General features: G+C 68.8%; 16 protein-coding genes and 1 riboswitch. Of the genes, 9 read left to right on the top strand and 7 right to left on the bottom strand.

What is annotated here, in order from left to right:
* Positions 1 to 55: 55 nt before the first annotated feature.
* On the top strand, positions 56 to 1,894 hold the full coding sequence (locus FHR19_RS10060) for an ABC-F family ATP-binding cassette domain-containing protein (protein WP_184027798.1): 1,839 nt from the start codon (positions 56 to 58) through the stop codon (positions 1,892 to 1,894).
* A gap of 237 nt (positions 1,895 to 2,131) precedes the next feature.
* Here FHR19_RS10060 and FHR19_RS10055 read toward each other — a convergent pair whose 3' ends face one another.
* Genes FHR19_RS10055 through FHR19_RS10030 form a run of 6 tightly spaced genes read right to left on the bottom strand, consistent with a single transcriptional unit; the run spans position 2,132 to position 8,216 of the window.
* A complete protein-coding gene (locus FHR19_RS10055) occupies positions 2,132 to 3,811 on the bottom strand; it encodes a GMC family oxidoreductase (protein WP_184027796.1) in 1,680 nt (559 codons plus the stop codon).
* Between the two features lie 20 nt (positions 3,812 to 3,831).
* The gene (locus FHR19_RS10050) at positions 3,832 to 4,665 is read right to left on the bottom strand and encodes a sugar phosphate isomerase/epimerase family protein (RefSeq protein ID WP_184027794.1); all 834 of its coding nucleotides are present in this window, start codon (positions 4,663 to 4,665) and stop codon (positions 3,832 to 3,834) included.
* Positions 4,662 to 5,240, bottom strand: coding sequence for a gluconate 2-dehydrogenase subunit 3 family protein (locus tag FHR19_RS10045; protein WP_184028907.1), 579 nt, complete (start codon positions 5,238 to 5,240; stop codon positions 4,662 to 4,664). The genes FHR19_RS10050 and FHR19_RS10045 overlap by 4 nt, the downstream gene beginning before the upstream one ends.
* On the bottom strand, positions 5,240 to 6,046 hold the full coding sequence (locus FHR19_RS10040) for a 3-keto-disaccharide hydrolase (RefSeq protein WP_343053233.1): 807 nt from the start codon (positions 6,044 to 6,046) through the stop codon (positions 5,240 to 5,242). Before FHR19_RS10040 ends, FHR19_RS10045 begins: the two co-directional genes overlap by 1 nt.
* Positions 6,047 to 6,057: 11 nt before the next feature.
* Positions 6,058 to 6,969, bottom strand: coding sequence for a TIM barrel protein (locus FHR19_RS10035; protein WP_184027792.1), 912 nt, complete (start codon positions 6,967 to 6,969; stop codon positions 6,058 to 6,060).
* Positions 6,966 to 8,216, bottom strand: a complete 1,251-nt coding sequence (locus tag FHR19_RS10030; protein WP_184027788.1) for an MFS transporter — start codon at positions 8,214 to 8,216, stop codon at positions 6,966 to 6,968. The genes FHR19_RS10035 and FHR19_RS10030 overlap by 4 nt, the downstream gene beginning before the upstream one ends.
* A gap of 406 nt (positions 8,217 to 8,622) precedes the next feature.
* Between FHR19_RS10030 and FHR19_RS10025 the strand changes: the two genes are divergently transcribed.
* The 7 genes from FHR19_RS10025 to FHR19_RS09995 all read left to right on the top strand — a co-directional run bounded on the left by FHR19_RS10025 (position 8,623) and on the right by FHR19_RS09995 (position 18,384).
* Positions 8,623 to 11,661: a PAS domain-containing protein gene (locus FHR19_RS10025; protein ID WP_184027786.1), complete on the top strand. Its 3,039-nt coding sequence runs from the start codon at positions 8,623 to 8,625 to the stop codon at positions 11,659 to 11,661.
* Positions 11,662 to 11,733: 72 nt separating this feature from the next.
* A riboswitch (cobalamin riboswitch) is annotated at positions 11,734 to 11,949 on the top strand.
* Positions 11,950 to 12,147: 198 nt separating this feature from the next.
* Positions 12,148 to 14,094 carry a TonB-dependent receptor plug domain-containing protein gene (locus FHR19_RS10020; protein WP_184027785.1) on the top strand — a complete coding sequence of 649 codons (1,947 nt, stop codon included), beginning with the start codon at positions 12,148 to 12,150 and terminating at the stop codon, positions 14,092 to 14,094.
* A 95-nt stretch (positions 14,095 to 14,189) separates the two neighbouring features.
* The gene (locus FHR19_RS10015) at positions 14,190 to 14,927 is read left to right on the top strand and encodes an ABC transporter substrate-binding protein (protein ID WP_184027782.1); all 738 of its coding nucleotides are present in this window, start codon (positions 14,190 to 14,192) and stop codon (positions 14,925 to 14,927) included.
* Positions 14,924 to 15,907, top strand: coding sequence for an iron chelate uptake ABC transporter family permease subunit (locus FHR19_RS10010; RefSeq protein WP_184027780.1), 984 nt, complete (start codon positions 14,924 to 14,926; stop codon positions 15,905 to 15,907). The genes FHR19_RS10015 and FHR19_RS10010 overlap by 4 nt, the downstream gene beginning before the upstream one ends.
* Positions 15,904 to 16,671 (top strand): ATP-binding cassette domain-containing protein, encoded by a 768-nt coding sequence (locus tag FHR19_RS10005; protein WP_184027778.1) that lies wholly within the window; start codon positions 15,904 to 15,906, stop codon positions 16,669 to 16,671. The genes FHR19_RS10010 and FHR19_RS10005 overlap by 4 nt, the downstream gene beginning before the upstream one ends.
* Before the next feature lie 58 nt (positions 16,672 to 16,729).
* Positions 16,730 to 17,782, top strand: a complete 1,053-nt coding sequence (locus tag FHR19_RS10000) for a LacI family DNA-binding transcriptional regulator (RefSeq protein WP_184027776.1) — start codon at positions 16,730 to 16,732, stop codon at positions 17,780 to 17,782.
* An 89-nt stretch (positions 17,783 to 17,871) separates the two neighbouring features.
* Complete coding sequence (locus FHR19_RS09995) at positions 17,872 to 18,384, top strand: cytochrome b/b6 domain-containing protein (RefSeq protein WP_184028903.1); 513 nt, start codon at positions 17,872 to 17,874, stop codon at positions 18,382 to 18,384.
* Positions 18,385 to 18,508: 124 nt separating this feature from the next.
* Here the strand turns inward: FHR19_RS09995 and FHR19_RS09990 are convergent, their stop codons facing one another.
* Complete coding sequence (locus FHR19_RS09990; RefSeq protein WP_184027773.1) at positions 18,509 to 21,337, bottom strand: M16 family metallopeptidase; 2,829 nt, start codon at positions 21,335 to 21,337, stop codon at positions 18,509 to 18,511.
* Positions 21,338 to 21,495: 158 nt separating this feature from the next.
* Here FHR19_RS09990 and FHR19_RS09985 point away from each other — a divergent pair, with 158 nt between their 5' ends.
* Positions 21,496 to 22,500 carry a cell wall hydrolase gene (locus tag FHR19_RS09985; RefSeq protein ID WP_184027771.1) on the top strand — a complete coding sequence of 335 codons (1,005 nt, stop codon included), beginning with the start codon at positions 21,496 to 21,498 and terminating at the stop codon, positions 22,498 to 22,500.
* Positions 22,501 to 22,513: the final 13 nt, after the last annotated feature.

Here is a 22,513-nt window from a genome sequence, read left to right as displayed (position 1 = left end):
GTCTGGCATCCTTCGGCCCCTTGGGGAAGCGCGCGCAGCCTGCTAGGCGGCGGCGATGCTCAACTTGAACGACGTGACCGTGCGCCTTGGCGGCCGGACCATCATCGACGGCGCCAGCGCGCGCCTGCCGCCGAAGGGTCGCATCGGCCTGATTGGGCGGAACGGCGCGGGCAAGACGACGCTGGTGCGCACGATCACCGGCGGGATCGAGGCGGATGCCGGCAGCATCGACATGCCGCGCGGCGCGCGCCTCGGCTATATTGCGCAGGAAGCGCCCGCGGGCGACAGGACGCCGTTCGAGACGGTGCTCGCCGCCGATACCGAGCGCGCGGCGCTGATGATCGAGAGCGAGACGTGCGAGGATCCCGATCGCCTCGGCGACGTGTACGAGCGGCTGATTGCGATCGACGCCTATACTGCGCCATCGCGCGCGGCGCAGATCCTCGTCGGCCTCGGCTTCGACGAGGCGATGCAGCAGCGGCCGCTCGACAGCTTTTCGGGCGGGTGGAAGATGCGCGTGGCGCTCGCTAGCCTTCTGTTCTCGCAGCCCGACCTGCTGCTCCTCGACGAGCCCTCGAACCACCTCGACCTTGAAGCCGTGATGTGGCTCGAGGATTTCCTCAAAAGCTATCCCGCGACGATCCTGCTGGTCAGCCACGAGCGCGATTTCCTTAACAACGTCGTCGACCACATCCTGCATCTGGGCGGCGGCAAGCTGACTCTCTACCCCGGCGGCTACGACGCGTTCGAGCGACAGCGGGCCGAGCGGCAGGCGCAGCTCGCCTCGGCGCGCGCCAAGCAGCAGGCCGAGCGCGAAAAGCTTCAGGATTACGTCGCGCGCAATTCCGCCCGCGCCTCCACCGCCAAACAGGCACAGGCGCGCGCAAAGATGCTCGCCAAGATGCAGCCGATCGCCGAGCTGATCGACGATCCCACGCTGTCCTTCGGCTTCCCCGATCCCGAGGAACTGCGCCCGCCGCTCGTCACGCTCGACATGGCGGCGGTCGGTTACGACGCGGTGCCGATCCTGAAGCGCCTCAACCTGCGCCTCGACCCCGACGACCGCCTTGCGCTGCTCGGGCGCAACGGCAACGGCAAGACGACGCTGGCGCGGCTGCTGGCGGCGCAGCTGCCGGCGATGGAAGGCGGCATGAATGCCAGTGGCAAAATGCGCGTCGGATACTTCACCCAGTATCAGGTGGAGGAGCTCGACCGCGACGAAACGCCGCTTCAGCATATGACGATCGCGATGAAGGGCGCCTCGCCCGGCGCGGTGCGCGCGCAGCTCGGCCGGTTCGGTTTCGCGGGCCAGAAGGCGACGACGCAGGTCGGCAAGCTGTCGGGCGGCGAGCGCGCGCGGCTGGCGCTGGCGCTCATCACCCGCGACGCGCCTCACATGCTGATCCTCGACGAGCCGACCAACCACCTCGACGTCGACGCGCGAGAGGCGCTGATCCAGGCGCTCAACGCCTATACCGGCGCGGTGGTGATCGTCAGCCACGACCGCCACATGATCGAGATGACCGCCGACCGCCTCGTCCTGGTCGACAACGGCACCGCGCGCGATTTCGACGGATCGGTCGACGACTATATCGCGATGATTCTCGGTAAGGAGCTGCCAGCCAAGGCAGAGGCGCGCGCAGCGGAGAAGAAGTCGGGCTTCGACCGCGACCAGCTCAAGGCGCTGCGCCAGCGGGCGAAGGCGGCGGAAAGCGATCTCGCCAAGCTCACCGAACAGCGCGAGGCGATCGACCGCGCGCTCGCCGACCCGGCGAAGGCGACGCAGCCGGTCGGCGACCTGATGAAGCGCCGCAACGAACTCAACGCCGCGGTGGAGACGGCGGAAGCGGCGTGGATGGAAGCAACCGAGGCGCTGGAAACGATGGCGGCGTAGGCGGCGCCAAAAGCGATGCCTTCGACTGGCGACTTCCCTCTGCTTTGTTCCCCGGCGAAGGCCGGGGTCCAGTTTCGGGGAGGGAAGCGAGGGTGCGAAACCTCACCGCCCGCATCGTAACTGGACCCCGGCCTTCGCCGGGGAACGCAGTACTGTGTGATGCCGATATGTGCCGTCTGTCCGGGCTAAGCTCGGAGAAGCCCTGCCTTTCTTCCAAAAGGCAGGGCTTCGAGCAGTTTACGCGCGCATCTGCTTCACCGCGTGATCCGCCGCACGAGCGGTCAGCGCCATGAAGGTCAGCGACGGATTGACGCACGACACCGACGCCATCTGCGCGCCGTCGGTGATGTAGAGGTTCGGCGCGTCGTGCGCCTGGCTGAACCCGTTGAGCACCGAATTGCGAGGATCGGCCCCCATCCGCGCGCCGCCCATTTCGTGGATCGCGTCGCCGGGCACGTGCTCGCTCTCGCCGCTGGTCACGTTGGTGAGGCCCGCGGCCTTCAGCATCGCCTCGCCCTGCGCCTTGGCGTCCGCCATCATCTTCAGCTCGTTCTCGCGGAAGGTGACGTCGAACTTCATCAGCGGCACGCCGAAGCGGTCGACCTTGCTCGCGTGCAGCGAGACGCGGTTGTCCTTGTAGGGCAGGCATTCGCCGAACGCGCCCATGTCGAACCGCCACGGTGCATATTTGCGCATCCCGTGCTTCATCTCCGCGCCAAAGCCGACCGGCGGCATCGGGCTGCGCGAAGCGCTGCCCTGATAGCCGTAACCGCGCTTGAACCCGACGCCCTCCTCACCGCCGATGTTGCGGAAGCGGGGGATGTAGACGCCGCCGGGACGACGGCCATATTCGATGAGGTCGGTCATGCCCGGGATCTCGCCCGACACGCCGACGCGGAAGATATGGTCCATGACGTAGCGACCAAGCGTGCCGCTATTGTCGAACCAGCTCTTCTCGCTGCCCGGCGCGCGCGAGTTCATCAGCACCTGCACCGACCCCATCGCCGAAGCGCAGAGGAAGACGAGGTTCGCGTTGACGACCTGCGCCTGCCCGGTCTTGGCGTCGATGTAGCGGACGCCGGTCACGCGCTTGGCCTTGGAATCGTATTCAAGGTTGGTGACCACCGCATCCGACTGGAGCGTCAACCGTCCGGTTGCGCGTGCAGCGGGCAGCGTCACCGCCTGCGTCGAGAAATACGCACCGAAGGAGCAGCCATTGCCGCACTGGTTGCGATGCTGGCACTTGGTCCGGTTCTGCTCGGGCTTGTCGACAGTGATGTTCGACAGCCGCGTGTTGATGAGCTTGCGGCCCGGAAACTTCGACTCCAGCCGCTGCTTCAGCCACTTCTCCGCGACGTTCATCGGCATCGGCGGCATGAATTCGCTGTCGGGCAGGTACGGCAGGTTTTCCCGCGAGCCCGAGACGCCGATATATTTCTCGACCGTGCTGTACCAGGGCGCAAGGTCGTCATAGCCGATCGGCCAGACGCCATCGATCCCCTCGCGCTTGTTTGCGGTGAAGTCCTCCTCGGCCCAGCGGAAGGACCAGCGGCCCCAGATCAGCGACTTGCCGCCGACCGCACCGGGACGGATCCAGTAGAACTTGCTGCCCTCGTCATAGGCATAGGGGTTCAGCCGGTCGTCGTTATAGAATTTGCGGCTGCTCGGCGCGACATAGCCGTGCTTGGCGATGAAGTAATCGCTGTCGCGTAGCGGTTCGGGCATCCGGTTACGCGCCGGCACCTCGAACGCGGGTTTGCCTTCATAGTCATAGCCTTCGCTGTGCTCGACCATCACGCCGCGGTCGAGCATGAGGACCTTCAGGCCCTTCTCGGTCAGTTCCTTGGCGGCATAGCCGCCGCTGATCCCCGATCCGATGACGATCGCATCGAAACGGTTGGTGGAAGCCGTCTGCATAAATCCCTCCCGGTACGCGCTCAGTACTTCAGCGCGCGCAGCGTCTTGAAGCTGGTGGTAATGTCGGGGAGATAGGGCGCGGGCGCCTCGTCATTCTCGACATAGAAATGGCGGACGTTCTTGGTCGAGGGGCGCGCGAACAGCTTGCCGAAATCGACGGTGCCGCTGCCGACCGCGGTCATCTTGCCATCAGCGCGCTGGTCCTTGACGTGGAAGGCGTAGAGCCGCGGCGCGAGCCGGTCGAGCAGCGCGCCCATGTCCTGCCCCGCGACGATCGCCCAGAACAGGTCGAGCTCGATCTTGACCAGCGCCGGGTCGGTCGCCTCGAGCAGCAGGTCGTAGAGCGTCTTGTCGCCGACCTTCGTCGTGAACTCGAAATCGTGATTGTGATAGCCGAAGCCGAGCCCCGCCTTCTTCATCTCGGTCGCGAAGCGGTTGATGTTGAGCAGCGCCGCCTTCCACGCCGCCTCGTTGCGGAACTCGGCGTTCATATAGGGCAGGATGACGGTGTCGGCGCCCAGCGTCTTCGCCATCGCGATCTGCTTAGGCAGGTCGGCGAGCAGCGCGTCATAGCCGATATGCACCGACGGCGCCTTGAGCTTCAGCCGGTCCATCGTCCGGCGCAGCATCCTGTGGTCCATAGCGTCGTAACCGCCGCCGCCATATTCGACCTCGCGATAGCCGATGCGGGCAACGGCCTCGAGCGTCTTGACGGGATCCTTCTGGAACAGCTCGCGCACGGTATAGAGCTGGAGGCCGATCGCCTTGAGCTGCGCGCCCATGGCAAGGCGCGGCATGGCGGCAAGGGCGAGCGCGCCGCCCGCGCCGCCGATCAGGGTACGCCGGTTTATCATGAGCTGTAGACCTTGTTGACCTGCGAATAGGGGAAGGCGCCGTTATACTCGCCGGGCACGGGCAGGTATTCGCGCTCCTGCGTGATGCCGATCTCGGACGTGTAATAGCCGGTGATGACGAGCTGGCGGAAGGCCTCGAACCAGTCCTTGCCGCCGGGGATCTGGCCATTCATCGCCAGCGTCAAGAGCGCGTCCTGCTGCTTTGCCGTCGCCTTGGCACCCGCGACCTTGAAGTCGGCCATCGACCGCTTGTCGATCGCGTCGAGGCCGGCGATCACCGGCTCGCGCTCCTTGGTGTACGACCAGTCGGCGAGCAGCTTCTCGATATATTGCGGCACGCCCGCGGCGATCGCGCCCGGGGTGTCGGTGGTCGGGATCACCCGCTCCGACAGCGCGGTCAGCAGCGCGCGCTGGGCTGGTGTGAAGACCGCCACGCTCGGCGGGCCTTCGCTGATGCCGGGGATGACGGCACCCTTGGTCTGCGCGGCGGTGGCGGCGGCGCGGGCGATCGGGGCAAAGGCCCCGGCCCCGAACATCGCGGCCACCCCGGCCAGCGCGGTTCTGCGGTCGATAATCACTTGGGCTCTCCTGGCAGGTCCTGCGCGATCGCCGCCTCGGGCAGCGGGCGCACCCAGATGTTGCGGAAGGATACGGGGGAGTCGTGATCCTGAAGCTGAATGGGCAGCGCGTCGGCGTGCGCGGTGTAGCTGGCGACCTTGCGCCACACGGTCGTGCCCAGCATCGCCTGATGGTTCTGGACGAGCACGCCGTTCAGGAACGCGGTGATGTAGGCGGGACGCAGCAGCTTGCCCGCCGCGTCGAAGCGCGGCCGCTCGAACACGATGTCGTAGCTCTGCCACTCGCCGGGCTTGCGCGAGGCGTTGGCGAGCGCCGGCTTAAAGCCATAGACCGAGCCCACCGTCCCGTCGGCGTAGGTGGGGTTGTTATAGCCGTCGAGGATCTGGATCTCGTAGCGTTCCATGAACCAGATACCGCTGTTGCCGCGATCCTGCGACGTCTTGGTCGGCGGGTTGGGGCTGCGGAACTCGAGGTGGAGCTGGACGTCGCCGAAGCTCTGCTTCGTGGTGAGCGGCCCGGCACCCTTGGGAATGGTCATCGCGCCGTCGGCGACCGTCCACGGTGCCTTGTCCGCTTTCCAGGCGTCGAGCGACTTGCCGTCGAACAGGACGACCGCATCCGCGGGGGCACCGCCGGGCTGCGCGGCGGGCGTCACGACGGTCGGATAGGGGCGGTCGGCGTCGTGGACGCGCCACTGATTGTTCGGCAGGACGGGCGTGTCCTTGAACCCGGGCTTGTCCTGCGCAGTCGCCGCGCCGGCCAGCCCCACCGCCGCGATCGCGGCCAGACGGATGGCTTTCACTCTCACTCCCCTCACACCTTATCGGCGGCGCGATAGGCGGCGATCAGCCGATCCTCCCCCGCGCGGCCGTCGATCGAATTGCCATGCTCCATACCGATCACGCCGTCATAGCGCTTCGACTTGAGCCATTTGACGATGTTGCCGTAATTCACCTCGCCCGACCCCGGCTCCTTGCGGCCGGGATTGTCGCCGAACTGGATATAGGCAATCTGGTCCCAGGCGTTGCCGAGCGACGGGATCAGGTTCCCCGACTGGATCTGCTCGTGATAGCAGTCCGCCAGCACCTTGATCCCCGGCCGGTCGACCGCGGTCGCCACCGCAAAGCCTTGCGCGATCGTCTGCATGAACACGCCGGGATGATCGGTTCGGGTATTGAGCGGCTCCATCACCAGCGTCAGGCCCGAATTGGTGACGATATCGCCCGCGCGCCGCATCGTGTCGACGACGCGCGCGGTCTGAATGTCGAGCGGCAGCTTGGGATCGAGAAAGCCCGTAACGATCGTCGCGCGGCTGGCGTTCAGGCGCTTGGCCACGTCGAGCGAGGCGCGGATGTCGGCAAGGAACGCGTCGCGCTCGGCCGCGTCGCCGGCGCCAAAGCGGGGACGGCTCTCGCCCCACTTCGGCATCGAGGCGACAAACACGCCCATCGTCATGCCGCGGCTCGCCAGTGCCTTCGCCATCGCGGTCTGTTCGGCGACGGTGCGGCCCGCCGCCTCGTTATCCTCCCACGCGGTGAAGCCCTGGTCGGCGGCATAGGCGATCTGTTCGATCCGCCCGCCGCGGCTCGCGAAGCTGCCCTCGTGCGGCGCGAACTTCATTGAGAAGTGCGCGGCGTTCGACTGCGGCGCCTCGGCACAGGCCGCCCCGGCGACCAGCGGTGTCGCCGCCGCAGCGGCGATCAGGCTGCGGCGAGTGACCCTCACGGCTGCATGCCGCCGCGGCTGTTGTCGCGGAAGCTGAACTGGAAGATGAGCGCGATCAACGCCGCGGCGATGGCGGGGGCGACCCACATCCCCTGCCAGTCGGCAATGGTCGGGTTGGCGGGCAGCTGCGCATAGAGGATGCCGCCGATCTGCGAGCCGAGCAGCATGCCCACGCCGTAGGTGAACAGCGTCAGCATCCCCTGCGCCTGCGCGTTCACGCCCTTGGGCGCGGCAATCGTTTGCGTATAGATCGCACCGGCGACGAAGAAGAAGTCGTAGCAGATGCCGTGTAGCGCGACGCCCAGATAGACCGCCCACAGCCCCGCCCCGCCGTCACCGATCGCGAACAGCGCGTAGCGGATCGCCCAGGCGGCCATGCCGACGAGCAGCAGCGGCTTCACGCCGAAGCGGCGATAGAGGAACGGCATCGAGAACATGAAGACGAGCTCGGACATCTGCCCGATGGCGAGCGTGCCGCCGACATTCTCGATCCCCGCCGCGCCGACATAGGGCGACGCATAGGCATAATACATGGCAAGCGGGATCGAGATCAGCGTGGCGCAGGTGACGAAGATCAGGAACGAGCGCTGCTTGAGCAGCCCGAACGCCTCGACGCACAGTACCTGGCGGACGATGCTCCCACCCTGCGGCGCATCGGCCTCTACGTTGGGAAGCGTCAGGCTGTAGAAGCCGAGCGCGAGCGACACGACCGCGGCGACGCGAAAAATCTCGGGGCTGGCCGATAGCCCCGCCCAGCCGATGATGAGGCCGGCGGCGATCCAACCGATGGTGCCGAAGGCGCGGACGAAGGGAAAGCGATCGACCCGCTCGCCGAAGCTCTTGAGCGCGATCGTGTTCGCGAGGCCCACGGTCGGCATGTAGAGGATCATGTAGCAAAGCAGCAGCCAGACGAAGGTACTGCCACCCTCCGGATTGATGAACCCCGGGAGGATGAAGAGCAGCACGCCGCCGACCAGATGCAGGATCACCATCAGCATCTTGGGGCTGAGGAAGCGCGTGGCGGCCATGCCGAGCAGGAAGGAGCCGACGATCGAAGCGATCGGCCCTACCGAAAAGGCGTTGGCAATGAGGTCGCCGATGCCCACCGTCTGCATGACCAGGCCGAGCGTCACCGCACCCGCGCCCCAGACAAAGAACTGCATGAACATCAATGCGCTGAGGCGCACCGTCAGCATGCCCGACGCCGGTCGCGCCGCGCCCGAATAGATACCTTCCGCAGCGGCCATCCGCTCGTCCTCCCCAGCGCGGGTTGCCCGCTTTGCTCCGGTGACAGGGGTATGCAGGCGATGGCGACGTGTAAAGGGTTACAATGCGGCCGCCGCAGAAAATGTGAACGCTCTCCGGGCTTCGCAATTCTTCTCAAGATACGGCTCCAACCAATTTTGAGAACAGTAAAAAGAATGATCGCCCTGTGCGATGGCGTCGCGGTTTCAAGCATGATTTACCTCGGCGGCGAGCGCAGCAGCATACGTAAACATGATTGGGGAAATGTCTGAAGATGCGAGGGGAGCGGCGCTTAATCGCGCCGCGTCGCCATCGACTGCATCCGACCTGGCGTGTGATTATTTTGGATCACCAACATAGGCTAGAAAGCAGGTGCCCTCGCCTGCCCGCTCCTGCTAGGGCGGACTGATGACGCCGCCAGACGCCCCGCTCCGCAGCCCGCCCCTGCGCGACTGGACCGAGGCCGAGCGTATCGAGGCGCTCGACGACTATGGCATCCTCGACACTCCTGCCGAGGCCGATTTCGACGAGATCGCGCAACTCGCCGCCGACGCGCTGGAGGCGCCGATCGCGCTGGTCAGCCTCGTCTCTCGCGATCGCCAGTGGTTCAAGTCCGAGGTTGGGTTCGGCGAGCGAGAGACGCCGATCGGTTCCTCGGTGTGCGCCCATGCGCTTCGAGGCGACGGTTTCCTGGTCGTGCCCGACCTGACCGCTGATCCGCGTTTCGTCGACAATCCGCTGGTCGCGGCGCCCGACGGCATCCGTTTCTATTGCGGCGCCGTCCTCTATGGAAAGCAGGGGCTCCCGCTCGGCACCCTTTGCGTTATCGACCGCGTGGCCCGGCCGGCGGGCGTGACCTCTGCGCAGCGACGCCTCCTCGAGCTGCTCGCGCGCCAAGTCGTCGCCCAGATCGAGCTGCGCCGGGCGATCGACGATGCGCGCTCGCGACGCGAAGAGCGGCAGGCCGTCGAGGCGCGCTACCAGCTCGCCGCAAGCGCGACGACCGACGCGATCTGGGACTGGGACCTCCTGACCGATCGCGTCCAGTGGAATGCCGCGCTCGAGACCGCCTATGGCCACCATCTCGACGCTGCCGAGACCGAGGGCGACTGGTGGCTGAGCCGCGTCCACCCCGACGATCGCGGCCATGTGGCGCGCAGTATCGAGGCAGCGATCGCACGCGGCGACGCGGGCTGGGCCGCTGACTATCGCTTCGTGCGGGCCGATGGCACCTATGCGCCGGTCTACGACCGCGGGTCGATCCTGCGCGACGAGAGCGGGCGCGCGGTCCGCATGGTCGGCGCGATGCTCGACCTGACCGAGCGGCGGGCGCACGAGGCGGAGCTGCGCGCCAGCAACGCGCGGTTCCGGGCGGCGGTCGATGCGATCGACGGCTATGTCTGGACCAATACGCCCGAGGGCGAGATGCACGGCGACCAGCCTGGCTGGCACGCGCTGACCGGCCAGAGCGAAGCCGAATATTCGGGCTATGGCTGGACCGCGGCGGTTCACCCGGAGGATGTCGAACCCTCGATCGCCGCGTGGAAAGCGGCACTCGCCACGCGGGGCATGTACGCGCACGAGCATCGGGTCCGGACCGCGAGGGGCGAATGGCGGCGGTTCGCAACGCGCGCAGTGCCGATGATCGGCGAGGACGGTTCGCTGCTCGAATGGGTAGGCATCCACACCGACGTGACCGAACGCCGCGAGCAGCAGGCGGCGCTTCGCGAGAGCCAGGCGCGGTTGCAATTCCTCGACGACCTGGGCCGCGCGACGGCGGAGGCGAGCGTGCCCGACGCGATCATGGCGACGACCACGCGCATGATGGCCGAACGGATGCGCGTGGCCAACTGCGCCTATGCCGATATCGATCCGGATGGCGACGGCTTCACGATCCGCGGCGACTGGTCGCGGAACGCGGCGCATTCGCTGGTCGGTCATTACCGGCTGTCGGACTATGGCGAGGAAATCTCCGGGGCGCTTCACGCGGGCCGCACCGTCGTCCTGTCCGACATTCCCAACGAACTGACCGGCGGCGCGGCGGCGAAGGCGGACAGCCTTCAGGTCGCGGCGACAGTCTGCGTCCCGCTGATCCGCCACGGCCGGTTCGTCGCGATGATGGCGGTCCACGACGACGTGCCGCACGCATGGACCGACGAAGAGGTCGCGCTGGTCGCCGCCGTCGCCGAGCGATCCTGGGCACATATCGAGCGGGTCAGCGCCGCGCGTGAGCTGGCCGAACTCAATGCCAGCCTGGAGGCGCGCGTCGCCGAGCGCAGCCGCGAGCTGCTCGTCGCCGAGGAGGCGCTGCGTCAGGCGCAGAAGATGGAGGCGGTCGGCCAGTTGACCGGCGGCATCGCCCACGACTTCAACAACCTGCTGACGATCGTCATCGGCAGTGTCGATATCGCCCGCCGCGCGCTGGGCGTCGGCGACGCGATGCGCGCGACCCGCGCGATGGGCAATGCGCAGAAAGGCGCGGAGCGGGCCGCGGCGCTGACCCAGCGCTTGCTCGCCTTTTCCCGCCGCCAGCCGCTCGATCCCAAGCCGCTCGATGTTGGCCGGTTGGTCGACGGGATGCTCGACCTCGTCAACCGCGCGCTGGGCGAGACGGTCTCGCTCGAGGTCGTCGGCGATCCTGCGCTATGGCGGGTCGAGGCCGATCCCAACCAGCTCGAGAACGCGATCCTCAACCTGGCCGTCAACGCGCGTGACGCGATGCCGGAGGGTGGCCGCTTGGTCATCGAGACGCGCAACGCCCGGGTCGAGCCGGGCGACGCGGCAGAGGTGGCGCCGGGCGATTATGTCATGGTCGCGGTGACCGACACCGGCACCGGCATGTCGCGCGACACGCTGGGGCGCGTGTTCGAACCCTTCTTCACCACCAAGGACGTCGGCCGCGGCACTGGCCTGGGGCTCAGCCAGGTCTATGGCTTCGTCCGGCAGTCGGGCGGGCAGGTGAAGATCTTTTCGCAGGAGCATGTCGGCACGACGGTACGCATCTACCTGCCGCGACTCCACCGCGAGGGGGAGGCGCCGGAGGACGAAGCGATTGCGCTCGCCGCCGCCCCGTCGCGTCAGGACGAGACGATCATGGTCGTCGAGGATGACGACGACGTTCGCGCCTATACGGTCGAGGTGCTGCGCGAGCTCGGCTATCGCGTGCTCGAGGCGCATGACGGGATGACCGCGCTGCGCCTGCTCGAACGGCGCGAAACGGCGATCGACCTGCTGTTCACCGACGTGGTGATGCCCGGCATGTCGGGCAGCGAACTGGTCGAGCGCGCCCGCGAGCTGAAAGCGGAGCTCAAGGTACTCTATGCCAGCGGCTATACCCGCAACGCGATAATGCAGGGCGGGCGGCTGGAGCCCGGCGTCGAACTGATCGCCAAGCCGTTCACCTACGAAAGCCTGGCGCGCAAGATCCGCGACGTGCTCGAGGTCTGAGCCCGTACGCCGATTGCGCTTGCGGACGCCCGCGCTTGCGCTAAAGGCCGGCGCGTCGGCCGGGCCAGCCCGGACGGCAAAGATCGCGCCGGTGCCCGAAAGGGCTTCAAAGGGAATGCGGTGCGGGCCCGATCGGCCCTAATCCGCAGCTGTCCCTGCAACTGTAAGCGGCGAGCGAGGCGAGCACGTGTCCGGCATGGCCGGGCACAGCCACTGGGGAAACCTGGGAAGGCGCCCGCCGAGCCTTGACCCGCGAGCCAGGAGACCTGCCGGCGCTGTCGCTCATCGCTGCGGTCCAGGGGATGGCCATGGCGCGGGACATGCTTCCGTTCGAGCGACGAAGCCGCGCGGCCTTTGGGGGTCGTGAACGGTGCCGGTCGCCCGGGGGCATCGCGTTCGCTCCCGCTGCGCCTGTGCGCCGTCGTTCGTCCGCGAACAGCCCCCGAACCCGTGTCCTTTGGAGCAACGCGGGGGAACTTGTTACCGATGAATACCAGCCAGATTTCGCTGATCGCGCTTGCCGCGACAGCCGCGTTTGCCGCACCTGCCGCCGCACAGACCGATCCGAGCCAGCCGGCGCGCGACGCCGAGGGCAACGAGATCGTCGTCACCGCCACCCGCTCGGCCGGCGCGGTCGAAGCGTCGAAGGTGCCCGCCTCGCTCACCATCCTGTCCGCCGACGACCTTCAGGAACGACAGGTGCGGGTCGTCAGCGACGCGCTGCGCGACGTGCCCGGCATCGCGGTCAGCCAGACCGGCGGGCGCGGCGGCCTGACCCAGGTGCGCATCCGTGGGTCCGAGAGCAACCACGTCCTCGTCCTCGTCGACGGGATCGAGGTGTCGGACCCGTATCAGGGCGAGTTCGACTGGAACACGCTGGCCGCCGACGACGGCGCGCGGATCGAGGTGCTGCGCGGGCAGCAATCGTCGCTCTACGGCTCCGACGCGATCGGCGGCGTCATTCACTACATCACCGCGACCGGACGCGAGGCGCCGGGCGTCTCGATCCGGGCGGAGGGCGGGTCGTTCGATACGCTGGCGGGCAATGCCCGGATCGCTGGCGCGGGCGACACGATCGACTATGCGCTGACGGGCACGGTCTACCGCACCGACGGCCAGCCGACCGCGCGCGGCGGCGTCCGCAACGTCGGCGTCACCAGCGCCTCGGGCAGCGCGAAGGCGAGCTGGACGCCCGCCGACAATCTCCGCCTGACCGCGGTCGGCCGCTACAGCTATACCGACGCGCTGACCAACAACAGCGACGGCGACCCGGCGAGCCCGACCTTCGGCTACACCGTCGATAGCCCCGGCGTGCGCACGAGAATCGACGGCGCCTATGGCCTCGTCCGCGGCGACCTCTCGCTGCTGGATGGCCGCTGGACGCATGCGCTGACCGGGCAGGTCGCCGACACCGTTCGGCAGGGGCTGACCCCCGCCGGCCTCGATTATGGCAACAAGGGTCGCCGCTGGAAGGGCAGCTACGAAACGGGCCTGCGCCTCGGCGACGATCGCGTCGGCCACCGCCTGTCCGCCGCAGTCGATTACGAGCATGAGGCATATCGGACGACCACCCCCTCCCCCTTCGCGTTTCAGGGTCGGCGCACGACCGAGAACTGGGGCTTCGTCGGCCAGTACGAACTAACGGTGGGCGAGGCGCTGTCGGCGGGGGCAAGCATCCGCCATGACGCCAACAATCGCTTCGCCGACGCGACGACGTGGCGGGCGCAGGCGGGATATCGCCTGCCCTTCGGCCTGCGCGTACGCGGCGCCTATGGCACGGGCGTCAAGAACCCCGGCTATTTCGACTTGTTCGGCTATTCGGACGGGCGGTACATCGGCAACCCGAACCTGCGCCCCGAAAAGTCGGAGGGTTGGGAAGCCGGGCTCGATCAGCAGATCGGCGACCGCGCGACGTTCGGCGCGACATATTTCGACAACCGGCTGAAGGACGAGATCTTCGTCACCTATCCCGCGCCCGATTTCGTCGCGACGCCGTCGAACCGCGCCACGCGGTCGAAGCAGCACGGGGTCGAGGCGTTCGTGTCGGCGCGGCCGGTCGAGCAGCTCAAGATCGACCTCGCCTACACCTACACTGACGCTACCGAGAACGGCGTGCGCGAGGTGCGGCGTCCCCGCCATATCGGCAGCGTCAACGTGACCGCGTTCAGCGCCGACAAGCGCTTCTCGGGCACCTTTACCGCACGCTACAACGGGCGGCAGGACGATCTGGCGTTCATCGACCCCAGCTTCGTCCCCGTCACCGTGTCGCTGGAGGAGTTCGTGATCGTCAACCTCGCCGCCGACTACAAGCTGACCGATCGGCTCTCGTTGTTCGGCCGGGTCGAGAACCTCGTCGGCGAGCGGAACGAGCAGGTGTTCAGCTTCGTCGGCAATGGCCGTGCCGCCTATGGCGGCGTGCGCGCGCGCTTCTGATGCGGCGGGCGGCGGCATCGCTGGTGCTGCTGCTGGCGGCCGGGTGTTCGCGCCCGGCCGCGGTGCCTGCCGCATCCGCGAAACCGCTACGCGTCATGAGTGTCAACCAGTGCACCGACCAGATCGTCCTCGCGCTGCTGCCGCCCGAGCGGATCGCGTCGGTCAGTTGGCTGTCACGCGATCCGGCCGGCTCGCTGATGGCGGGGGCGGCAAACCGCGTGCCGGTCAATCACGGCCAAGCCGAGGAAGTGCTGGCCGAGGCCCCTGATCTCGTTGTCGCCGGCAGCTTCACCACCCCGGCGCTGCGCGGCATGCTCAAGCGCATCGGTTGGCCGATGATCGAGGTCGATCACTCCAGCAGCTTCGACGATATCCGCCGCACCGTGCGACAGGTCGCCGCCGCAGTCGGCGAACCCGCGCGCGGTGAGGCGCTGATCGCGGGGATGGACGCCCGGCTGGCGGAGGCGGCGCGGCGGTCGGTCCACCACCCGCGAGTCGCGGCGTGGGACGGCAGCGGCTTTGGCGCCGCGTCGGGGACGCTTTACGACGCGGTGCTGACCGCCGCTGGCGCCCGCAACGTTGTGCGCGAAATGGGCGGCTACAGTTATGGCCGGCCCGACATCGAGACATTGCTCAAGCTCGCCCCAGACCTGATCGTACAGGGCGCCGCCGTCCGCGCGGGCGGCAGCTTGGGCGACGAGATCACCAACCACCGCGTCGTGCGCGAACGGTGGAAAGGTAGGACGCTTCGCATCCCGCAGGCCTATTATGTCTGTGGCACACCGATGATCGGCGAGGCGGTGCTGCGACTGCAGGCGGAGATGGCGGCGTGAGGCGGCTGGTCCTGCCGTTGCTGACGCTCGCGATCCTCGCGCTGGCGGCCGCATCGCTGCTCGCCGGACCCGTCTGGCTGTCGCCCGCGACAGTCGCGGCGGCGCTTGCCGATCCGCAGCCCTCGCTTGCCCGGCTGCTGATCGTCGAGGTGCGGCTGCCGCGCCTCGTGCTTTCGCTGATGGTCGGGGCGATCCTCGGACTCGCGGGCGCGGTGTTGCAGGGGCTACTGCGCAATCCGCTGGCCGAGCCGGGGCTGCTGGGCGCATCGTCGGGCGCGTCGCTGGGCGCGGTGATCGCCATCTATTACGGGTTCGCCGCCAGCGCCGGGCTGGCGACGCCGATCTTCGCGCTCGTCGGCGCGCTGGTGGCGGTGGGCATCGCCTTTGCGCTGTCGCGGACGGGGGGCACGCTGTCGCTGATCCTTGCCGGAGTCGCGGTTTCCACGCTGGCGTCGGCGGGGGTCAGCCTGGCGCTCAACCTCGCACCCAATCCGTTCGCCGCATACGAGATCGTCACGTGGCTGATGGGGTCGCTCGCCGACCGGAGCTGGGACCATGTGACCCTGGCCGCGCCATTCATCGCGCTCGGGGCGACGCTTCTCGCATTCACCGCGCGCGGACTCGATGCCCTTACGCTCGGCGAACGACAGGCGGAGAGCCTTGGCGTCGACGTGAGCCGACTGCGGCTGCTGGCGCTGATCGGCACCGCTGCCGGCGTCGGCGCGGCAACGGCGGTGACGGGCGCGGTGGGCTTTGTCGGACTGATCGCGCCGCATCTCGCCCGGCCGCTGGTGGGGCATCGGCCCGGCGCCGCGCTGGCGCCGGCGGCGTTGATCGGCGCCGCGCTCGTCCTTGCGGCCGACGTCGCGACAAAGATCGCCGGGCCGGCGCTCGACCTCAAGCTCGGGGTGCTGATCGCGGTGGTCGGCGCGCCTTTCTTCCTGTGGCTGGTCCTGCGTGTGCGACAGGTGGCGCCGTGACGCGGCTTGCGCTCGGCGGCATCACGCATCGACGGGGTGCGCGCACGGTGCTCGCCGGCGTCGATGCGGCGTTCGAGAGCGGGCGGCTGACCGCGGTCATCGGTCCCAACGGCGCGGGCAAGTCGACGCTGCTCGCGATCGCCGCCGGGCTGCTGCGCCCTGACGCCGGAACCATCACGCTCGACGAACGGGCGATCCGGGCCATCCCGCCACGCGAGCTCGCCGCGGTCCGGGCCTATCTGCCGCAATCGCCGCGCGCGGAATGGCCCGTCCGCGTCGAGCGGCTGGTCGCGCTCGGCCTGTCGCAACATCTGCCCGTCTTCGGTCCGTTGCCGGGGCGCTGGCGGTTGGCGGTCAGCGGTGCGCTGGCGCGGTTCGACCTGATCGCGCTGCGTGATCGCCCGGCGACGCGGCTGTCGGGCGGCGAGCTTGCCCGCGCGATGCTCGCGCGCGCGGTGGTGGGCGAGCCGCGGGTGCTGATCGTCGACGAACCGAGCGCCGGGCTCGATCCACGCCACGCGCATGAGGCCGCGCGCCAGTTGCGGGCGCTGGCGGACGACGGGTGTGCGGTCGTCGTCGCGCTCCACGATCTCGATCTCGTCAGCCGCATCGCCGACGATGTCGTCGCGCTGAAGGATGGCCGCCTGCATGCGAGCGGCCCCGCCGAAGCAGTCCTGACCGAACCGACGCTCGGCGCGCTCTACGACATGCCGGTCCGGGTCGACCGGGCGGGCGGGCGCGCATCGGTCCGGTTCGGGGACTGAGCCCCCTGTCCCATCGCCCGCCTTTCCTTTGGCGCGGGGCATGGTAACAGCAGGACCGATGTCGCGCAGCGTCCCCCCTCCCGAAATCGATCCCGCAACGGGCCGTGCGATCGTCACGTCGTTCGATGTGGCCGCGGCGGCGGGGGTGTCGCAATCGACGGTCTCGCGCGCGCTCCGCAACCTCGACAGCGTCAGCGCCGAGACGCGCGAGCGGGTGCTCGAGGCGGCGGCGCAGCTCGGCTATCTGCCCGACCTGCGCGCCGCCCGCCTGCGACAGGCGACGACGGGGTGTATCGCGCTGGTCCTGATCGTGCCTGCGGGGCTCGACCGGGCGACGCTCAATCCCTTCTATTACGACCTCGTCGCCGCAATCGAGGGGGCGGCCGCGGTCGACGGTCGCCGCATCCTGCTCTCGTTCCAGGACGAGGAAACGGGCTTCGATGCCGAGTTCGAGCAGCGGCGAGAGGCCGACGGCATGATCGTCGTCGGCAGCGCGACCAACGCGGCCGGCTGGGCGCACTTCACCCGCGCTGCCGCACAGGGGCGGCGCGTCGTCGCCTGGGGCTCGCCGCACGACGACCTGCCCACCGTCCGTGCCGACAATCGCGACGGCGCGCGCCAGGCGGTCGAGCACCTCCATGCCCGCGGTCGCCGCCGCATCGCCTTTGCCGGACCCGGCTGGGAACGGCACGCCGCCTACGCCGAGCGGCGCGAGGGCTATCTGGCCGCGCTGGCCGCCGTCGGGCTCGACCCCATCGACGTGTCCGGTGCGAGCATCGGCGAGCGCGAGGCACAAGGAGCAGCGGCGATCGCCGGCCTGATCGACACCGATCCGCGCGCCGATGCACTGTTCGCCGCCAGCGATCTCGTCGCGCTCGGCGCGTTGCGGGCGCTGCGCGAAGCGGGGCTGTCGGTGCCGGGCGATGTGGCGGTCGTCGGCTTCGACGGCATCCAGGGTGTCCGCCACTGCGATCCGGCGCTGACGACGGTGGCACAGGATGCGCCCGCCGCGGGCCGTGCGCTGGTCGACGCGCTTCTGCGCAACATCGCCGGCGCGCCCGTCGGATCGAGCCGGGTCCCCGTCCGGCTGGTCGTCCGCGCCAGCACCTAAGGTCGCTTGTCACCGCCCGCGCCGCGGCGCACAACCTCGATCAGTGTGTTTTCGGGGAGCAAGGCATGGCGACGATCTACGACGGACAGGTGCAGCGATATAACAGCGTCGCCCGGGCGCTGCACTGGATCCTCGCCATCCTCATTATCGGCAATCTGGCGGGTGGGCTGCTCCATGACGCGCTGGAAGGCGTGGTCGAGGTCATGCCGATCCACAAGGCGACGGGGCTGCTGATCCTTGCACTCACCGTCTTTCGGATCGTCTGGCGGCTGACCAATCGCCCGCCGCCGCTGCCCGGCCATGTGCACGGGCTGGAGCGGACCGCGGCGCAGGCGGCGCACGCCGGCCTCTATGCGCTGATGCTCGTCATGCCGCTGACCGGCTGGATCTTCAGCTCGGCGGGCAAGTGGCCGCTGAGCTTCTACGGCCTGTTCGACGTGCCCAAACTGCCCTTCACCAAGGGCGATCCGATCGTCGGCGCGGCGCATGAGGGGCACGAGATCCTCGGCTGGGTGTTCCTCGCGCTGATCGTCCTGCACATCGCGGCGGCGCTGCGCCACCATTTTGTCCTCAAGGACAACGTCCTGCGCCGCATGGCGTGACGGCAACGAAGCCCCTCCCTGACAGGGAAGGGGTTGGGGTGGGTCGGCTTGTTCGTGGCGATTGGCTCGCCCATCACGGGCCTACCCACCCCCGGCCCCTCCCTTTCAGGGAGGGGAGGATCTTCTATTTCAGCGTCGGCGAGTCGAGGTTGAGCGCGCTCGCCGGCAGTACTTCGAGATTCGGATAGGCCTTCCGCAGCGGCTCGACGAAGCTCTTGGCGTCGCCGACCACGACGATGCTCGTTCCCTTCGTATCGAACAGCCGCGCCGCCGCGGCCCGTACCGCTGCCGGATCGACCCCCTCGACCGAGGGGATGAAGCGGCCGAGTTCGTCGATCCCCACTTGCTCGACGACATAGTCACCGACCAGCCCGGCGATCCCCGCATTGGTCTCGATCGTCCGGCCGAAGCTGCCGACGAGCACGGCCTTGCGCGTGGCAAGTTCGCTCGCCGGTGCGGGCTGCATGCCGAGGCGCTGCATCTCGGCGGTGATGATCGACACGACGTCGGGCGCGGACGGGTTCTTGGTCTGGGTCGAGGCGGTGAACGGCCCCACCCCGCGCCGCGCGTCGAGGCCCGATCGCGCTCCATAGGCAAGGCCGCGTTTGATACGAATCTCCTGATTGAGCCGCGAGGTGAAGCCGACGCCGAGCGTCGCGTTCGCCACCTGCCCCGCATAATATTGCGGGTCCGACCGCGCGAGGCCGGGCCGCGCGACGACGACGCCCGCCTGCCCCGCATCAGGCAGGTCGACGACGATCACGCGCGGCGCAGCGGCGGCGGTCTCGACCCTGGCCGCAGGGGCGGCCGCGCCCTGCCCCTTCCAGTCGCCGAACAGGCGCTGCGCCAGCGCGCGCCCCGCATCGGCGCGCACGTCGCCGACGAGGATCAGCGTGCTGCGCTCGGGCCGCCAACTCGCGCGATAAGCCGCGGTCAGATCGGCGGGCGTGATCGACTTCAGGCTGGCGGGCGTCCCGCTTTCGGGATTGCCATAGGGCGCGGCACCATAGACCGCGCGCGCGGCGACCAGCTGCGACAGCGCGCCCGGGTCCTTGAGCTGCACCGTGAGGCCGTCGATCGTCTGTGCCCGCGCGCGGTCGAGTTCTTCGGCGGCGAAGGCCGGGTTGCGCGCGACGTCCGCCAGGATCGTCATCGCGGGCGCGAACTGGTCCGACTTCACCGACAGCGTGACCGCCGACCCGTCCCAATCGGCGTCGCTACCGATCGATCCGCCTAGCGACTCGACCGCCTGTGCGATCTGCGTCGCACTGCGTGTCTTCGTTCCCTTGGTCAGCAGCCCGGCGGTCATGCCCGCCAGCCCCGCCTTGCCCGACGGATCGAGCGCCGCGCCGCCATCGGCGACGAGCTGTGCCGAGACGAGCGGCAGGCCGGGTCGGTCGACGACGATGACGCGCATCCCGTTGGCCAAACGAGTCTCGACCGGCTTCGGCAATACCGGCACCACCGCGGCACCCGGCGCGGGCGGCGCGATGCGGTCGGCGGCGGCGGCCTGGGTATGGACGACGATGCCGGGCGGCACAGTCAGCGGTGTCGCGCGGACCGTGGAGGCGATGGCGATCGTGTCGCCCTTCGCGCCCTTTGCCGCATCGGCCGAGTTATAAAGCACGGTCGAGGACCGCTGCGGCGTCAGATAGCGGCGGGCGACGCGCTGGACGTCGGCGGGCGTGACCGCGGCGATCGCGGCGAGCCGCTTGTCCGCGGCGGCGGGGTCGCGCTCGACGATCACCCCCTGCGCCAGTTGCGATGCCTTGCCCTCGGCCGTCTCGCGGCTCTGCAGCGCCTCGGTCAGCAGTTCGTTCTTGGCCTCGGCCAGTTCGGCGGCGGTGACGGGTGCATCGCGCAGCCGCGCGATCTCGGCGGTCAGCCCCGCCTCACCCTCGGCCGCGGTCTTGCCGCCGGCGAGGATCGCATAGACGCTGAACAAGCCGGTGCCCTGCTTTGAATCGTAGAAGCTCGCCGCCTGTGCTGCAGTCTGATCGCGGTAGACGAGGCTCTGATAGAGCCGCGAGTTTTCGCCGCCCGCCAGCACGGTGTTTAGCACCGACAGCGCCGCGGCGTCCGGGCTGTTCGCCGGCGGGATCGGATAGCTGACGAGGACGGCGGGCAGCGGCGTGTTCGGCTCGTACACCGTATAGCGCTTCGCCGCGGTCGGCTCGGGCTCCGCCACGGTCACGCGGGGGATCGGGCGGTCGGGCTTCTTGATGCCGGCGAAATACTTGTCGACCCAGGCATCCAGCTGCTTCGGGTCGAAATTACCCGCCACGACCAGCACCGCATTGTCGGGCCGGTAATAGGTCGCGTGAAAGGCGCGGATGTCCTCGACCGTCGCGGCGTCCAGATCCTCGATGCTGCCGATGCCGGGGCGCGCATAGGGATGCACGGTGTACGCCGCCATCGGGCGATAGAGGTAGAAGAGCTTGCCATAGGGCTGGGCCAGCACGCGGCTGCGCAGCTCCTCCTTCACCACGTCGCGTTCGGAGGCGAAGACCTTGGGGTCGACCACCAGCGTCGCCATCCGGTCGGCCTCGGCGAACAGCAGCCGTTCGAGGTGATTGGCGGGCACCACTTCGTAATAGTTGGTATAGTCGTCGTCGGTGGAGGCGTTGTTGTAGCCGCCGACATCCTCGGTCAGGCGGTCGAGCTGCTCGTCGACCAGGTTGCGCGTGCCCTTGAACATCAGATGCTCGAACATGTGCGCGAACCCCGACCGGCCGGCGGGATCGTCCTTCGACCCCACATCGTACCAGACCTGCACCGACACGTTCGCCGTCTTGGTATCGCGGATGGCATAGACGCGCAGGCCGTTTGGCAGCGTGCGCTGGGTAAAGGCGATCGGCTCGACGCGGGTGGCGGCGGGGCGGTCCGCCTGCGCCAGCGCGGGAACGGGCGAAAGCAGGGTCGCGGCGAGCAGGATGGCGGCGAAACGGGGCATCGGTCACTCCGGCAGACGGAAGCGCGGAGTTGTGGCGCGCGCGCGGCGACTGTCAATCGCGCGGTTGCGGATGTTACCGGTCGCGGGTTCCGTCCCATCATCGGACAGGCGCAAATCGACCCCTGCTGCCCGCCCGCGCTTTCCTATATGGCGCGGCGATGCAGTGGCGGCGGATCAACGGACGGTGGGCGGCGGGCGCGATCGCGCTCGCGCTGGTCGGCGCGTTCGGTGCGCATGCCACGATCGCCAGCCGCGAGCAGGTCGAGCAGCCCGCACCCATCCTCGCCGACGGTTACGACGCGGCCGAGCATTTTCCCGGTGCCGCGCTCGAACTGGCGGTCGCCGACAATGCGGCGCCTGCCCCGGGCACGACGGGCACGATGCCGCTGCCCGACCTGCCCATCCCGACGAGCGCGGTCTATACCGGATCGGCGGGCATCGTCGCGGCGCAGCCCTTTCGCCTGCGCGGGTCGGCGATCGACCAGTCGCGCGCGCTCAACTGCCTGACGACGGCGATCTATTACGAGGCGGCGAGCGAGCCCGATGCCGGGCAGCGCGCGGTCGCACAGGTGATCCTCAATCGCGTTCGCCACCCGGCCTTTCCGGCAACCGTCTGCGGCGTCGTCTATCAGGGGTCGGACAAGCGCGGGTGCCAGTTCAGCTTCGCGTGCGACGGGGCGATGGCGCGCGTGCCGATGCGCCGCTGGTGGGAGCGCGCGCAGCGGGTCGCGGCGGCGGCGCTCAACGGTCAGGTGTTCGCGCCGGTGGGCTTGGCGACGCACTATCACACCTACGCGGTGACGCCCGCGTGGAACCGCGGGCTGGTGATGACCGATGCGGAGGGCGCGCATTTCTTCCATCGGTGGAAAGGCTATTGGGGCACCGCCGCGGCCTTTCGCGACCGCTATTTCGGCGGCGAGCCGATGCCGGGGCCGCTTCGCCCAGCGCTGAACTTCGCGAGCGTCGTGTCGGGCGGGGCGGCATCGCCTGCGCCAGTAGCAGCGCCGGTTGTCGCAGGCCCGCCTAGTGCGCCGGCCGCGGCACTCGTCACCCCGCCGCAGCAGGTCCAGGCGGCGTATGCGGAAAGCGGCACCGCCGTCGCGAAGGCGGACGAGTCGCAGGTGCTCGACAAGTGGAAGGACAGCGGCAAGCCGATCCGGTGAGCCCTGCCGAGAT

Source organism: Sphingomonas yantingensis, assembly GCF_014199325.1.
Lineage (GTDB): Bacteria > Pseudomonadota > Alphaproteobacteria > Sphingomonadales > Sphingomonadaceae > Sphingomonas > Sphingomonas yantingensis.
The sequence above is the reverse complement of the archived record's forward strand: the minus strand, read 5'-3'. Positions and strand labels throughout refer to the sequence as shown.